Annotated in this window: 14 protein-coding genes; 10 read left to right on the top strand and 4 right to left on the bottom strand. The window is 69.6% G+C overall.

Annotation, left to right across the window (positions count from 1 at the left end; all coding sequences use genetic code 11):
* The first annotated feature begins 158 nt into the window (after nucleotides 1–158).
* The 4 genes from FHG89_RS12660 to FHG89_RS12645 all read left to right on the top strand — a co-directional run bounded on the left by FHG89_RS12660 (nucleotide 159) and on the right by FHG89_RS12645 (nucleotide 5,878).
* Entirely contained in the window at nucleotides 159–2,477 is a 2,319-nt protein-coding gene (locus FHG89_RS12660; protein WP_244295402.1) for a ribonucleoside-diphosphate reductase subunit alpha, read from the top strand.
* A gap of 38 nt (nucleotides 2,478–2,515) precedes the next feature.
* A complete protein-coding gene (locus FHG89_RS12655) occupies nucleotides 2,516–3,511 on the top strand; it encodes a ribonucleotide-diphosphate reductase subunit beta (RefSeq protein ID WP_139584601.1) in 996 nt (331 codons plus the stop codon).
* 196 nt (nucleotides 3,512–3,707) lie between these two features.
* Nucleotides 3,708–4,706: an SRPBCC family protein gene (locus FHG89_RS33690; RefSeq protein ID WP_244295397.1), complete on the top strand. Its 999-nt coding sequence runs from the start codon at nucleotides 3,708–3,710 to the stop codon at nucleotides 4,704–4,706.
* Nucleotides 4,703–5,878 carry a zinc-dependent alcohol dehydrogenase gene (locus FHG89_RS12645; RefSeq protein ID WP_139584577.1) on the top strand — a complete coding sequence of 392 codons (1,176 nt, stop codon included), beginning with the start codon at nucleotides 4,703–4,705 and terminating at the stop codon, nucleotides 5,876–5,878. Before FHG89_RS33690 ends, FHG89_RS12645 begins: the two co-directional genes overlap by 4 nt.
* A gap of 194 nt (nucleotides 5,879–6,072) precedes the next feature.
* Here the strand turns inward: FHG89_RS12645 and FHG89_RS12640 are convergent, their stop codons facing one another.
* Nucleotides 6,073–7,230, bottom strand: a complete 1,158-nt coding sequence (locus FHG89_RS12640; protein ID WP_139584576.1) for a glutathione-independent formaldehyde dehydrogenase — start codon at nucleotides 7,228–7,230, stop codon at nucleotides 6,073–6,075.
* A 157-nt stretch (nucleotides 7,231–7,387) separates the two neighbouring features.
* On the opposite strand from FHG89_RS12640, the gene FHG89_RS12635 reads away from it, so the two are divergent.
* A complete protein-coding gene (locus tag FHG89_RS12635) occupies nucleotides 7,388–8,068 on the top strand; it encodes a TMEM175 family protein (RefSeq protein WP_208760948.1) in 681 nt (226 codons plus the stop codon).
* Nucleotides 8,069–8,213: 145 nt separating this feature from the next.
* Here FHG89_RS12635 and FHG89_RS12630 read toward each other — a convergent pair whose 3' ends face one another.
* Nucleotides 8,214–9,056: an aldo/keto reductase gene (locus FHG89_RS12630; RefSeq protein WP_139584575.1), complete on the bottom strand. Its 843-nt coding sequence runs from the start codon at nucleotides 9,054–9,056 to the stop codon at nucleotides 8,214–8,216.
* Nucleotides 9,057–9,295: 239 nt separating this feature from the next.
* On the opposite strand from FHG89_RS12630, the gene FHG89_RS12625 reads away from it, so the two are divergent.
* From FHG89_RS12625 to FHG89_RS12605, 5 genes are all read left to right on the top strand, one after another.
* Nucleotides 9,296–9,877, top strand: coding sequence for a type 1 glutamine amidotransferase domain-containing protein (locus FHG89_RS12625; RefSeq protein ID WP_139584574.1), 582 nt, complete (start codon nucleotides 9,296–9,298; stop codon nucleotides 9,875–9,877).
* A 155-nt stretch (nucleotides 9,878–10,032) separates the two neighbouring features.
* On the top strand, nucleotides 10,033–10,689 hold the full coding sequence (locus FHG89_RS12620; RefSeq protein WP_208760947.1) for a DUF1345 domain-containing protein: 657 nt from the start codon (nucleotides 10,033–10,035) through the stop codon (nucleotides 10,687–10,689).
* A 195-nt stretch (nucleotides 10,690–10,884) separates the two neighbouring features.
* Nucleotides 10,885–11,898 (top strand): mechanosensitive ion channel family protein, encoded by a 1,014-nt coding sequence (locus FHG89_RS12615; RefSeq protein WP_244295396.1) that lies wholly within the window; start codon nucleotides 10,885–10,887, stop codon nucleotides 11,896–11,898.
* A gap of 151 nt (nucleotides 11,899–12,049) precedes the next feature.
* Nucleotides 12,050–12,382: a hypothetical protein gene (locus FHG89_RS12610; protein WP_139584572.1), complete on the top strand. Its 333-nt coding sequence runs from the start codon at nucleotides 12,050–12,052 to the stop codon at nucleotides 12,380–12,382.
* Nucleotides 12,383–12,507: 125 nt separating this feature from the next.
* Nucleotides 12,508–13,104, top strand: coding sequence for a hypothetical protein (locus FHG89_RS12605; protein ID WP_139584571.1), 597 nt, complete (start codon nucleotides 12,508–12,510; stop codon nucleotides 13,102–13,104).
* Nucleotides 13,105–13,147: 43 nt separating this feature from the next.
* Here FHG89_RS12605 and FHG89_RS34125 read toward each other — a convergent pair whose 3' ends face one another.
* Together FHG89_RS34125 and FHG89_RS12600 are read right to left on the bottom strand one after the other, a co-directional pair.
* Entirely contained in the window at nucleotides 13,148–13,279 is a 132-nt protein-coding gene (locus tag FHG89_RS34125; protein WP_280116064.1) for a hypothetical protein, read from the bottom strand.
* Between the two features lie 41 nt (nucleotides 13,280–13,320).
* Nucleotides 13,321–14,016, bottom strand: a complete 696-nt coding sequence (locus FHG89_RS12600; RefSeq protein WP_139584570.1) for a cellulose binding domain-containing protein — start codon at nucleotides 14,014–14,016, stop codon at nucleotides 13,321–13,323.
* Between the last annotated feature and the right edge of the window lie 42 nt (nucleotides 14,017–14,058).

Below are 14,058 nucleotides of genomic sequence, written 5' to 3'. Positions count from 1 at the left end.
CGGCCGACGCCACCTGACCCGCGCCGTGCCGGCGTGGCGTCCGCCGGTGTCTGTCTCCTCGTGTCCGGACCATCAGGTCTCGAACTCTTCAGGAGCGAGTGGTGACAGTCACCGAGGTAGTCCCGACCGCCAACGACACGGCGCCGCGCCGGACGCAGATGCGGGTCCGCAAGCGCGACGGCAACACCGAACCGGTGGACGTCAACAGGATCGTCCGGGCGGTCGAGCGGTGGTCCGACGACCTCACCGACGTCGACCCGCTGCGGGTCGCGACCCGCACGATCAGCGGCCTGTACGACGGCGCGACCACCGCCGAGCTGGACCGGCTGTCCATCCAGACCGCCGCCGAGATGATCGGCGAGGAGCCGCAGTACTCGCGCCTGGCCGCCCGACTGCTGGCCGTGTACGTCGACAAGGAGGTCCGCCGGCAGGGCGTCACGTCGTTCAGCGCGGCCATCCGGATCGGCCACGCCGAAGGCCTCATCGGTGACGACACCGCCGCGTTCGTCGCCGCGCACGCCGCGACGCTCGACGACGCCGTCGACCCGAACGGCGACCGCCGCTTCGAGTACTTCGGGCTGCGCACGGTGTACGACAGGTACCTGCTGCGCCACCCGAGCACCCGCCTGGTGCTGGAGACCCCGCAGTACTGGCTGCTGCGGGTGGCCTGCGGGCTGTCCACCACACCCGACGAGGCGGTCGGCTTCTACCGGCTGATGTCCAGCCTGGCCTACCTGCCCAGCTCGCCGACGCTGTTCAACTCCGGCACCCGGCACACCCAGATGTCCTCCTGCTACCTGGTCGACTCCCCGCGCGACGAGCTGGACTCGATCTACCAGCGGTACGCCCAGGTCGCCAACCTGTCCAAGTTCGCCGGTGGCATCGGCATCGCGTACTCCCGGGTCCGGTCCCGGGGCGCGCTGATCCGGGGCACCAACGGGCAGTCCAACGGGATCGTGCCGTGGCTGCGCACCCTCGACGCGAGCGTCGCCGCGGTCAACCAGGGCGGTCGGCGCAAGGGCGCGGCCTGCGTCTACCTGGAGCCGTGGCACCCGGACATCGAGGAGTTCCTGCACCTGCGGGACAACACCGGCGAGGACGCCCGGCGCACCCACAACCTGAACCTGGCCAACTGGATCCCGGACGAGTTCATGCGCCGGGTCGAGGCCGACGAGATGTGGTCGCTGTTCGACCCGCACGAAATGCCCGAGCTGCCCGACCTGTGGGGGGAGCGGTTCGACGTCGCGTACCGGGCCGCCGAGGCGCAGGGCCGCCACGTGCGGCAGGTGCCGGCGCGGGAGCTGTACGCGACGATGATGCGCACCCTCGCCCAGACCGGCAACGGGTGGATGACCTTCAAGGACGCCGCGAACCGGCTGTGCAACCAGACCGCCGACGACGGCAACGTGGTGCACCTGTCCAACCTGTGCACCGAGATCATCGAGGTGTCCAGCGACGCCGAGACCGCCGTGTGCAACCTCGGCTCGGTCAACCTCGCCGCCCACCTCGCCGACGGTGACGTCGACTGGGAGCGGCTGCGCGCCACGGTGCGCACCGCCGTGACGTTCCTCGACCGGGTCATCGACATCAACTACTACCCGACCCCGCAGGCGGCGGCGAGCAACCCGCGCTGGCGCCCCGTCGGGCTCGGGCTGATGGGCCTTCAGGACGTGTTCTTCGCGCTGCGGCTGCCGTTCGACTCCCCGGCCGCCCGGGAACTGTCCACCCGGATCAGCGAGGAGCTGTACCTGACCGCGCTGGAGACGTCCGCCGACCTGGCACGCCGCTTCGGCGCGCACCCGGCGTACGCGCAGACCCGCGCCGCGCGCGGGCAGTTGCAGCCCGACCTGTGGGGCGTCGAGGGTACGCAGACCGCGCGCTGGGCCGCGCTGCGCCAGCAGGTCGAGGCGTACGGGCTGCGCAACTCGCTGCTGGTGGCGGTCGCCCCGACGGCGACCATCGCGTCGATCGCCGGCTGTTACGAGTGCATCGAGCCGCAGGTGTCCAACCTGTTCAAGCGCGAGACCCTGTCGGGGGAGTTCCTCCAGGTCAACACGGCCCTGGTCCGCGAGCTGAAGGCCCGTGGCCTGTGGACCGAACCGATCCGCTCGGCGATCAAGCGCGCCGAGGGTTCGGTGCAGGACATCGCGCAGCTGCCGGCCGGCGTCCGGGAGCTGTTCCGCACCGCCTGGGAGCTGCCGCAGCGGGCGTTGATCGACCTGGCCGCCGCCCGCGCCCCGTTCATCGACCAGTCCCAGTCACTGAACCTGTTCCTGGCCTCGCCGACCATCGGCAAGCTCTCCTCGATGTACCTGTACGCCTGGAAGGCCGGCCTGAAGACCACGTACTACCTGCGATCGCGCCCCGCCACGAGGATCCAGCAGGCGACCGTGGCCGTCGTCGCGCCGCCCACGGCCGACGCCGAGGCGCTGGCCTGCTCCCTGGAGAACCCCGAGTCGTGCGAGGCCTGCCAGTGACCGCCGCCGACGCCACCACCGACACGAGGACCACGCACATGCTGCTCGACCCCGGGATGGACCTCACCCTGCGCCCGATGCGCTACCCGCACTTCTTCGACAGCTTCCGCGACGCCATCCGCAACACCTGGACGGTCGAGGAGGTCGACCTGCACGCCGACCTCGCCGACCTGGACAGGCTCTCACCGGCCGAGCGGCACCTGGTGAGCCGTCTGGTGGCGTTCTTCGCCACCGGCGACACGATCGTCGCCAACAACCTGGTGCTCAACCTCTACCAGCACGTCAACAGCCCCGAGGGCCGCCTCTACCTGTCCCGTCAGCTGTTCGAGGAGGCGGTGCACGTCCAGTTCTACCTCAACCTGCTGGACACGTACGTGCCCGACGAGACCGAGCGGTTCGCGGCCTTCGCGGCCATCGAGAACATCCCCTCCATCCGGCGCAAGGCGGAGTTCTGCTTCCGGTGGATCGACTCGCTGCACGATCTGCGCGAGTTGCGGACCCGCGAGGACCGGCGGACGTTCCTGCTCAACCTGATCTGCTTCGCCGCCTGCATCGAGGGGCTGTTCTTCTACGGCGCGTTCGCCTACGTCTACTTCCTGCGTTCCCGGGGCCTGCTGCACGGCCTGGCGTCCGGCACCAACTGGGTGTTCCGCGACGAGTCCATGCACATGGCGTTCGCGTTCGACGTCGTCGACACCGTCCGCGCCGAGGAACCCGACCTGTTCGACGACGACCTCGCCGACCAGGTCCGCGAGATGCTCACCGAGGCCGTCGAGTGCGAGGTCCAGTTCGCCGAGGACCTGGTCGGCCAGGGCGTGCCCGGCCTGACGCTCACCGACATGCGGGAGTATCTCCAGCACGTCGCCGACCGGCGTCTCGCCCAGCTCGGCATCTCGCCGCACTACGGGTCGGCGAACCCCTTCGCGTTCATGGAGTTGCAGGACGTGCAGGAGCTGTCGAACTTCTTCGAGCGGCGGGTGTCGGCGTACCAGGTCGGAGTGACCGGCACCGTGGCGTTCGACGACGACTTCTGACAGCCGCGGCGCATGAGCACGGGCGGCAAGTCCCGGCGAAGCACCAAGACCTGGGTACCCGGCACGACGTCGTGCTGAGCAGCGGGCAGTGGGCGGGTTGAGGTGGTTTCCGAGGGGTATCCCGGCCCCAATGGGTCCGGCACCGGCGCGGCCCTGGACCGGGACGCGTCGGTGCGACCGGATATGGAGGTTACCCGTGACTCGACTGGCAACCCGAGAGGCAGCGGAGGCCAGGAAGGACGAGGTGCAGCGGCGGGGGCGCGGGCTCGGCTGGATGAGTCTCGGTCTGGGCGTGGCACAGCTGGCGGCAACGGACACGGTGCGCCGGATCAGCGGCGTGGACGACTCCCCGACGTCCCGGGCGGTGGTGCCGCTGGTCGGGGCGCGGGAGCTGGTGCACGCGGCCGGGCTCCTGACGAGCCGGCGAAAGGGCATCTGGGCGTGGACCCGGGTAGCGGGCGACGCGATGGACCTGGCCTCGCTCGGAATGGCCATCGCCCACCGGGGCGGGCGCCGCCGGCGGCGGCTCCTCGGCGTCACCGGCGCCATCGTCGGGATCACGGTGGTGGACCTGCTGACCGCCGTACAGGCCACCCGGGCGAAGGAGATCGGCTCGATGCCGGCGGTACGAGGCTTACGCGGAGGAGGACCCATGGAGCTGACAGCCACGACAACCATTCGCAAACCGCCGCCCAAGGTCTACGCGTTCTGGCGCGATCTGGACAACCTCCCGACGTTCATGGCTCATCTGGAGGAGATCCGCTCCACCGGTGACCGCACGAGCCACTGGTCCGCCAGCGCCCCGTTCGGCACGAACGTCGAGTGGGACGCGGAGATCGTCGACGACTCGCCCGGCGAGAAGATCGCGTGGCGGTCGACCGGCAACGCCGACGTGCCGAACGCCGGTACGGTCCGGTTCGTACCCGCCCCGGATGGTGTGAGCACCGAGGTGCACGTCGTCCTGTCGTACGACATCCCGGGCGGCGCGATCGGCAAGGCGGTCGCCAGGTACTTCGGCGAGGAGCCGCACCAGCAGCTCGACGACGACCTGCGCCGGCTCAAGCAGGTGCTGGAGACCGGCGAGGTGGTCCGGTCCGACGGCGCCCCGTGGGGCAAACGGGCCCGCAAGGAGTTCCCGCAGCGTCCGGCGCAGCCGCTGTCGGATGCCGAGTTTGCGAAGGGGGCCCAGGCATGAGGGCGAACACCTGGGCCGGCCGCAACAAGGTCAAGGTCCGTGACGTGCCGGACCCGAGGATCCTGAACGAGCGCGATGCCATCGTACGGATCACTTCCACCGCGATCTGTGGCTCCGACCTGCACCTGGTCGATGGGTACGTGCCCACGATGCAGAACGGCGACGTCATGGGTCACGAGTTCATGGGTGAGGTGATCGAGGTCGGCCGGGGCGTCGATCCAGGCCGGCTGCGCGTCGGCGACCGGGTCGTCGTGCCGTTCCCGATCGCCTGCGGTAACTGCGGCGCCTGCGCCGCCGAGCTGTACTCCTGTTGCGAGAACTCCAACCCCAACGCCGGGATCGCCGAGAAGATGTTCGGCCATCCGGTAGCCGGAATCTTCGGCTATTCGCATCTGACGGGCGGCTTCGCGGGCGGTCAGGCGCAGTACGCGCGGGTGCCGTTCGCCGACGTCGGTCCCTTGAAGATCGAGTCTGACCTGACCGACGAGCAGGTGCTGTTCCTCTCCGACATCCTGCCCACCGGCTTCATGGGTGCCGACCTGTGTGACATTCAGAAGACCGACGTGGTGGCGGTGTGGGGCGCCGGACCGGTCGGCCAGTTCGCGATGGACAGCGCCCGGGTGCTCGGCGCCGCGAAGGTCATCGCCATCGACAAGGAGCCGTACCGGCTGCAGATGGCGGAACGGGCGGGCCACACGACGATCAACTTCGACGAGGTCGACGTGCGGTCCCGGCTGCTGGAACTGACCGGCGGGCGGGGACCGGACAAGTGCATCGACGCGGTCGGCATGGAGGCCACCCACGGTGCCGCGCACATCCACGCCTACGACCGGGTCAAGCAGGCGGTCCGCTCCGAGACCGAGCGCCCCCACGCGCTACGCCAGGCGATCATGTCGTGCCGCAGCGGCGGCATCGTGTCGGTGATCGGCGTGTACGGCGGCTTCCTCGACAAGTTCCCGGCCGGGGCGTGGATGAACCGGGCGCTGACCCTGCGTACCGGTCAATGCCACGTGCAGCGCTACATGAAGCCGCTGCTGCGGCGCATCGAACGCGGGGAGATCGACCCGACCCGGGTCATCACCCACACCCTGCCGCTCGACCAGGCAGAACGCGGCTTCGAGATTTTCAAGAACAAGCAGGACAACTGCGAGAAGGTCGTCCTCAAACCCTGACGACCGCTCGCATCCGGCCACCGTGGTGCGCGGTGGCCGGATGCGGCTTCCGTCCGAAGACGGCCGACCGCCATCCTCGTCATCATCATCACGCTCTACCGGCCGCCATGGCTGGTACCCACGTAACCAGCCCGACGGAGACCGCACCCACATCGGTGCCGCCTCCGCGCGTCATGCATGGGGCCAGGCCGTGGTCAGCGTCCGCCGTCCGGGTGCAGCAGCACCTTGGTCCAGCCGTCGTTGCGGGCATCGAAGTTCCGGTACCCCTCCGGCGCCTGATCCAGCTTCAGCTCGTGCGACACCAGGAAAGAGGGCTCAGCCTTGTGGTTCGCGATGAGGTTCATCAGCTGCCGGTTGTAGTTCTTCACGTTGCACTGACCGGTGCCCATGCTCTGCCCCTTGAACCAGAACATGCCGTAGTCGAACGGCACCTTGCCCTGTTTCTGCAGCGGGTCCGGAGATCCTGGGTCCTTGGGCAAGAACACGCCGACCACACCGATCGTGCCGCCGAACCGCACGGAGTGCACGAGGTTGTTCAAGGTCAGCGCCGACTTCTCCTGGCCACTCGGGTCGTGCGCCTGGTGACCGACGGCCTCGCAGCCCCGGTCCGCGCCCATCCCGCCGGTCTCCTCCAGGATCTGGTCCACCGGCGACACCTTGGAATCGTCGATGGGAATGGCGCCGATCTGTTCCGCCAGGCGCAGCCGGTCCGGATGCCGGTCGACCACCATCACCTTGTTGGCACCCTTGATGATGGCGGAGTACGCGGCCAGCAACCCGACCGGTCCGGCACCATAGACAGCCACATTGTCCCCGGGCCGCACGCAGGCGAGCTCGGTCGCGTGCCAGCCGGTGGGGAAGATGTCCGAGAGCATCACGTAGTCCTTCTGCCTGCTCATGTCCCGGGCGTCCGGCGGCAGGACCAGGCAGTTGAAGTCGGCCCACGGCACCCGCAACAACTCCGCCTGACCGCCGTTGTAAGGACCCATGTCGGCGAAGCCGTAGGCCGCGCCGGCCATGCCGGGCGCCGGGTTGGCCACCAGACAGAACGCGGTCAGACCCTGGTTGCAGTTGGCGCAGGACCCGCACGCGACGTTGAACGGCAGGCACACCATGTCGCCCACCTTGACCAGGTCGACCCCTTCGCCGACCTCGATCACCTCACCCATGTTCTCGTGCCCGAGCACCCGGCCGGGCTCCATGTCCGTGCGTCCTTCGTACATGTGCAGGTCGGACCCGCAGATGTTCGTTGTCGTGATGCGTACCAAGGCGTCCGTCGGTCGCTCGATCCTGGCGTCCGGCACCTCCTTGACGCTGACCGTCCGTGGCCCGTCGTACACGACTGCCTTCATTCACTACCCCCGCGTGAAGATTCCGCCCCTACTGCGGCTCCAAGACCGCCTGGCAGTCAAATTCTTGCAATCCGTTTCGCACCTCACCTCGTGATCCGCGCTATTCGTTTGGTTGATTGAGGCGGTTATCGCCGGCGCCGGTGGGTAGCCAGCGGCCGTGAGTAGGCCAACCGACGACATCGGCACCCGGTCGGACACCAGCCGTGCCATAGCGTTCAGCGACGCCGTTTTCGCCATCGTCATCACGCTGCTCGTGCTGGATCTCCGGGTGCCGGACGTACCGCCCGGTCGCCTGCTGTCGGGGCTGCTGCAGCAATGGCCGAGTTACGTCGCCTATCTCGCCTCATACAGCTACGTGGCCATCGTCTGGCTGAACCACAAGGGCGCGTTCAATCGCGTCAAGGAGAGTGATCGGGGCCTGCACGGGGTGAACCTCTTCGTCCTGTTCACCACCGCGCTGCTGCCGTTCCCGACCGCCGTCGTCTCGCACGCGCTTCAGGAGCACGACCGGCAGGACCAACGCGTGGCCGTCGCCTTCTACGCGCTGATCGGCGCGCTGCTCTGCGCGAGCTGGCTGGCGTTCTTCCACTACCTGGCCCGGCGCGCAGACCTACTCAAGGAGGAGGTGAATGAACAGCACTTCCCCGCCGAACGGGTGCGGGCACTCGTCGGGGTCATTCTCTATTCCGCTGCAGGGCTCATCGGGTACCTGGTGGCACCGCTCGCCGGCCTGGTGATCTTCGTCTTGCTGCCGGTGTTCTACGCCGTCACGAGCGCCGGCCTCTATCAGGTGCCTCTCACCCGCCGGATCACCCACCGCCCTCCGCCACCCGGCTGAGGGCGGGCGAACCGCTGGGAAGTTGCCCGATGAACGACCGGCACGCCACGGCCGCCACCATCAGCCCGCACTCACCACCCGCCCCCGCCGGACCGAGCGGATGGAGCGGACCTCGACCGGCCGTCCGCCGAAACGGTCGGTGGCGCTACAACATCTCCAGCGGTTGCGGACCGGCCGGCGGCGGGAACGCCGTGTCGAGCGCGGCTGCGTCCTCCTCAGTCAGCTGCAGGTCGCCCGCTTCCGCGTTCTCCCGGGTGTGTTCGGGATTGGACGATCGCGGGATGGCCGCGACCATCTCCTGCCGTAGCAGCCAGGCCAGCGCCACCTGAGCGGGCGTGGCCTCGTGTCGCGCGGCGACCTCCGCGACCTGGGGGTGGCCGAGCAGTCGCCCCTGCTCGATCGGCGAGTACGCCATCACCGGGATTCGATGCTCGCGTAGCCACGGCAGCAGGTCGTACTCGGGACCGCGGCGGGTGAGGTTGTACAGGATCTGATTCGTCGTGCAGGCGCTTCCGCCCGCCTCGAGGAGATCGGTCATGTCCGAAAGATCGAAGTTGCTCACACCCCACTGCCCGATGTCGCCGGCGTCGATGAGTTCGGTGAACGCCTCGATCGTCTCCGCGAGTGGATGGGTGCCGCGCCAGTGCAGCAGGTAGAGGTCGATGTGGTCGACGCCGAGTCGTTGCAGGCTGCGGCGGCAGGCCTGCAGGGTTCCCTGTCGGCTGGCGTTGGACGGCAGCACCTTGTCGACCAGGAAGACGTCGGCGTGTCGTCCGGCGATCGCCTCGCCGACGAGTTCCTCGGAAGCGCCGTCACCGTACATCTCCGCAGTGTCGATCATGGTCATGCCCAGGTCGAGCCCGGTCCGTAGGGCGGCCAACTCTTCCCGCCGCCTCGCGGGGCGCTCGCCCAGGTACCAGGTTCCCTGGCCGAGCACGGGCATGTTCTGGCCGGACGGTAGCTCGATCGCGGTGGTAGCGAGGGTCATGTCGACCTTTCCAGGAACCTGATCGCCAGTGGGTTGCCTGCGTTACCCGCTGCGACGGTCAGCACGCCTCGTCGCGGGAACTTTCTCCGTGCACGCTGTTGCTGTGCGGCGGGCGTGCGACCGGATTGTCTGCCTCGGCGGCGTTCGCTGGCCCGTTTGCCGGTGCCCGCACCGGGAAGGCCTGCGCGAGTGAGCGATGCGCTGCTGACGGGGCGGCGCCGCGAAGGGAGGCCGCAGAGATGGCGCAGAGCCAACAGCCACTGACGGGCAAGCGAGTCGCGTGCCTCGCCGCCGATGGGGTGGAGGATGTGGAGTACACCCAGTCCCGGGCCGCCGTGGAGCAGGCAGGAGCCGAGGTTCACCTGATCTCGTTGACATCCGGCGAGATCCAGTCGATGAACCAGGACATCAGTCCGGCCAACCACTATCGGGTGGACCGGACTGTGAACGACGTCAATGCGGCTGACTATGACGCCCTGGTGTTGCCGGGCGGCACGGTCAACCCGGATCGGCTCCGGATGAGCCCGCAGGCGATGGACTTCGTGAGGGCGTTCTTCCAGCAACAGAAGCCGGTGGCCGCGATCTGCCACGGCCCCTGGTCGTTGGTGGAGACCGGCATGGTCAACGGCCGGACCCTCACCTCGTTCCCCAGCCTGCGCACAGACATCCGCAACGCAGGCGGCAACTGGGTGGATCAACAGGTGCAGGTCGACGACGGCCTCGTCACCAGCCGCAACCCCAGCGACCTTCCGGCCTTCTGCGCCAAGATGGTCGAGGAGTTCGCCAAGGGTGAACACGTCCGCCAGATGGCGACCGCCTGACCCGATGGGGCTCAGGGGCCGGGAGGATCAGCCCAGCCCTGAGAGACCGTGGCCCGAGCGTGGATCGCCGGCGATTCGCCACCTCGACGCAGCCCGATCCGGTGATTGCTCGGCGTTTACCCCGCGTGACCCGGTCGAGCCGGAACGCTTAACGGGTGGAGCAGCGATCGGGACGACCGGCGCGGGGACGGGTGCTGTCCGTCAGGCGTGCCCTGTGGTCGCTGGCCGTCGGTGTCGTCGCCGGGACGGCCAGCGCGCTGATCGGGGCGCCGGAGCTGACGCCGCTGGTGATCTGGACGATCGCGGCGGGCACGATCCTCGTCTGGGTGTGGCGGGCCTGCTGGTCGGCGAGCCCAGGGCGTACCGAGCAGCTTGCCGAGGCGGAGCAGCACTCCCGTTCCACCGATGCGGCGATCCTGATCGCGTCCGTCATCAGCCTCGCCGCCGTGGCCGAGGGGCTCATCCGCGCCTCGAACCAGCAGGACATGGTGGCGGTCACGCTGGTGGTCCTCGGCGTCGTCGCGGTGGTCCTGGCGTGGGCGCTGGTGAACACAGTATTCGCATTGAAGTACGCCCGGCTGTACTACCGCGACGATGGCGGCATCGACTTCAAGCAGGATGATCCACCGGCGTACGCCGACTTCGCGTACGTCGCCTTCACGGTCGGCATGTCCTACGCCCCGGGCGAGAACGAACCGAGCAGCACCCGCGTGCGCCGGGTCGCGCTCGGGCACGCGCTGCTCTCGTACACCTTTGGAACTGGCATTCTGGCGGTCGCCGTCAACCTGGTCACCAACCTGGGCCAGTCGTGACCCACCTCGAGCGTCACGTCCCACACAATGGCGCTGGACGGCGCCTGCGGCGGATGAACGCGCTGGTCGCACCCGGGAGGGGCCGATGGTCCCCAGGCGGGTCGCCACTCCGACCGGTCCGGACGCGCCGCGTGACCGCGAGCGGATCGGATGGGAGCGCGCGATGACGGTCGCTGCCGGCTGGGAAGTCGGTTGATGACCACGAGGATGATCCTCGTGGTCGCGGTGGCCCTGGTTGTCGCAGCAGGCCTGCTGGCCAGCGTGCTGATCCAGCGTCGGGCCGGTGGTCGTCGCTACCGTTGGCTACTCGGGCCGCTGTACCGCGCATCCCGGCGGCCCGCCGTCGCCGTGCTGCTTCTCGCGGCGCTGTACGTGGGAGTCCGCGCGTACCCCGGCGCGGGACAGCACATCGTCCGGCGCGTCGTCGTGGTGCTGTTGATCGCGAGCGTGGCATGGCTGGTGCTTCGCGCCCTGCACATCGCCGAGAGGGTCGCGTTCAGCCGGTTGCCGGGCGAGACGCTTGCCGACCGCCGTATCCGGCGCGCCCGCACCCAGATCCGACCAGTACGGCGCCTCACCTCGGTCGTGGTGACGGTCGTGGCGATGGGCCTGATTCTCACCACCTTCCCTTCCCTGCGCACCATCGGGCTGTCCGTGCTCACCTCGGCGGGTGTCGTCGGCGCGCTGCTCGGCCTGTCCGCGCGCACCGCGCTCGGCAACGCCTTCGCGGGCATCCAGGTCGCGTTCGCCGACGGACTCCACGTGGGGGACGTCATCGTCGTCGACGGGCAGTGGGGGCGCGTCGAGGAGGTGAGGCTGACAAACGTCGTCGTCCAGCTCTGGGACGACCGGATGCTCATCCTGCCCACCACCTGGTTCACCGACCACCCCTTTCAGAACTGGACCCGCCACGAGACGCGGGTGGTCGGCGAGGTCCTCGTCCACGTCGATCACACCGCCGACCTGGACGACCTGCGCGCCGAGACGAGGCGGCTCGTCGAGTCGTCACCGCTGTGGGATCGGCACCAGTGGGTGTTGCAGATGGTGGACGCGACGCCGCAGACCGTCGTCGTCCAGGTCCAGGCATCGGCGGCCGACGGGCCGAGTGCGTGGGACCTTCGCTGCGACGTGCGCGAGAGCCTCATCCGGTACCTGCGCGACCACCACCCCGAGTGGCTGCCCCGCACTCGCAACGAGTACCACCCGTGAGCCCGCTCCGGGCCAGCGCCGGCAGCCGACCAGCCTGAACGAGCAGCTCACGAATGATCAGCTCCTTTTCCCTGCGGAATGGACGAGGTCCGGGGCTTGGGCACTATCGCTGAACCTGGCCGCGAGCGTCCGTGCGCTAGCGTGTGGCCCCATGGGATACGTGGACGTGGTGCTGGCCGTCGTGGTCGCTGCGGCCAACCTGGCCGTCGCCGCTGTGCTGCTCGCCGGGAGCCGTGGCGGCACGGCAGTGCCCCGGATCTTCGGCCGCCCGCAGCCCCACCCGCGCCTGCGGGCCGCGATGCACGCCTGTCTGGGACTGGGGGTCGGCGTCGGCTGGCTCGTCAGGGACGTCTTCCCGCCCCACTCCACGGGTGACACCGTGCTCGGCGCCGTGGTCAGGGGCCTGCTGGCGGCCGGTCTCGTCACCGCACTGCTTGTCGCCTTCCGGCACGTGCGACCCGTCCGCGACGAGACCGCCCGCTAAAGGGCGATGGCCGACGCGGGCGGCGTTCAGGGGTAGCTCGGTGGAAGACCTGGCACCAGAATCAGGGGTCAGCCCCGGGCATTACCGGAGGTCGGTCGGGCGTCGGCGGCCAGATGATGGCGGGCATGAAACACGCTGCGCTCTCCGTGGTCGCCGGTCCGGTCGGCATCGTGGCCTACGGGCTCATCCGCCTGTGGGGGCGGTCCGACGACGTGTACGGTCCCGGCCTCGACTGGCAGGCCGCGCACCTGGCCGGCCTCGCCGGCATGGTGTTCTTCGTGCCGGCCGTCCTCGCGCTGTCCCGCCTGTTGCCCCGCGGCCGGTGGCGCACCGGTGTGGTGGGGCTGACGCTGGTCGGGCTCGGCGCGACGATGGTGCAGTTCGGGGCCGACATCGTGGAGGGGCTGCTGGCCGCCGACCGGGCGGAGATGTCGGCGCTGGGCAGGGACTTCAAGGACATCCCCGGAGTCGAGATCGCCTTCTACGACGTCGTACCCCAGTTGTTCTTCCTCGGGTTGCTTGTCCTGACCGGCATGCTGGCGGCCCAGCGGCTGGTGCCGTGGTGGAGCGTCCCGCTGCTGCTCGCGGGCATCGTGCTGCCGGTGGTCACCCTCGACCTGCTCCCGGTCGGTGGCCTGCTCATGCTGGCGGCGTTCGCGCCGGTGCTGCCAACTCTGCGACCCGGGGCGGCGCATGAGGAACCGTCCATGGCGGTCCGCTGAGGACGGACGGGTGGCCCCGCGGAGAGCGGGGCCACCCGTCGGACTACTTCAGGGCGGGGGTACGAGCGTCGGCGGCGATGACGCTGGCGACCTCGGCCGGGACCAGCCTGCCGGCCTGCCGGTCGGTGTAGGTGGCCAGGTTGGCGTACTGCGCGTGGGCCAGGCGCGTGGTCATCGATCATGGCTGTCGCCGGAACGCCTGGTGGAGAAACGCGCTCAGTCCGGCATGCCGGCGCACGTCGTCCCGTCGATGGTGCACGCCGTGGGTGAGGCGCCCACCGGGGCGCCGTTCACCCGGAACGTCACCCGCACCGACGCGCCGGCGGGCACCTGCCCGGCGCCGCCGTCCGGCACGAACGTCCACACCGCACCGTCCTGCACGACCCGCGCGCCCTCGACCTGACTGACCCGCAGCGACTCCCGGGGCAGGGTGACCGCCAGCGTCCACTGCGGCACCGGCACCTGGCCGGGATTGCTGATCGTCACGCTGGCGCCGTAACTGAGCAGCGCGCTGTCCGCGATCGCGAACTCCGCGCCCAGGGCGGCCGGCGTCGGCGCCGTCGTCCCGGCCGACGGGGTCGACCCGCCGGTGGACGAAGCGGCGGTCGGCGGCGCGGCGGGGCCGCCCGACGGCGACGGAGGGGTGGTGGCCACCGGGATGGCGTGTGCCCGGGGCGTACCGGCCGACGGCGTCCCGACCTGGTCGACCGACGGTGGCGGGTTGAGGGTCACCGGCGCCAGCTTCTCCGGCGTACGCAGCACCACGACCACGGACACCGTCGTCGCGGCCAGCACCCCGATCGCCGAGACCACCGCGACCCAGGTGGCCCGCGAGACGTCGCTGCGACCGGTGAGCACCCGCCGTGTGGCCGAGGCGACCGCCACGACCCGGTCCAGCAGAATGATCGCCACGGTACGACGTGGCTGCGGCGGTGGTGCCGGCACTGCCTTTCT

Origin of the sequence: Micromonospora orduensis (assembly GCF_006228125.1) — a bacterium.
In the GTDB taxonomy this organism is placed as follows: domain Bacteria; phylum Actinomycetota; class Actinomycetes; order Mycobacteriales; family Micromonosporaceae; genus Micromonospora; species Micromonospora orduensis.
Note: the sequence above shows the minus strand (reverse complement) of the source record. Positions and strands in the feature narration are given on the sequence as shown.

Coding starts and splice junctions, on each gene's coding strand:
- FHG89_RS12660 (WP_244295402.1), top strand. CDS start 159: ATGCGGGTCCGCAAGCGCGACGGCAACACCGAACCGGTGGACGTCAAC.
- FHG89_RS12655 (WP_139584601.1), top strand. CDS start 2,516: ATGCTGCTCGACCCCGGGATGGACCTCACCCTGCGCCCGATGCGCTAC.
- FHG89_RS12645 (WP_139584577.1), top strand. CDS start 4,703: ATGAGGGCGAACACCTGGGCCGGCCGCAACAAGGTCAAGGTCCGTGAC.
- FHG89_RS12640 (WP_139584576.1), bottom strand. CDS start 7,230: ATGAAGGCAGTCGTGTACGACGGGCCACGGACGGTCAGCGTCAAGGAG.
- FHG89_RS12630 (WP_139584575.1), bottom strand. CDS start 9,056: ATGACCCTCGCTACCACCGCGATCGAGCTACCGTCCGGCCAGAACATG.
- FHG89_RS12625 (WP_139584574.1), top strand. CDS start 9,296: ATGGCGCAGAGCCAACAGCCACTGACGGGCAAGCGAGTCGCGTGCCTC.
- FHG89_RS12615 (WP_244295396.1), top strand. CDS start 10,885: ATGACCACGAGGATGATCCTCGTGGTCGCGGTGGCCCTGGTTGTCGCA.
- FHG89_RS12610 (WP_139584572.1), top strand. CDS start 12,050: ATGGGATACGTGGACGTGGTGCTGGCCGTCGTGGTCGCTGCGGCCAAC.
- FHG89_RS12605 (WP_139584571.1), top strand. CDS start 12,508: ATGAAACACGCTGCGCTCTCCGTGGTCGCCGGTCCGGTCGGCATCGTG.
- FHG89_RS34125 (WP_280116064.1), bottom strand. CDS start 13,279: ATGACCACGCGCCTGGCCCACGCGCAGTACGCCAACCTGGCCACCTAC.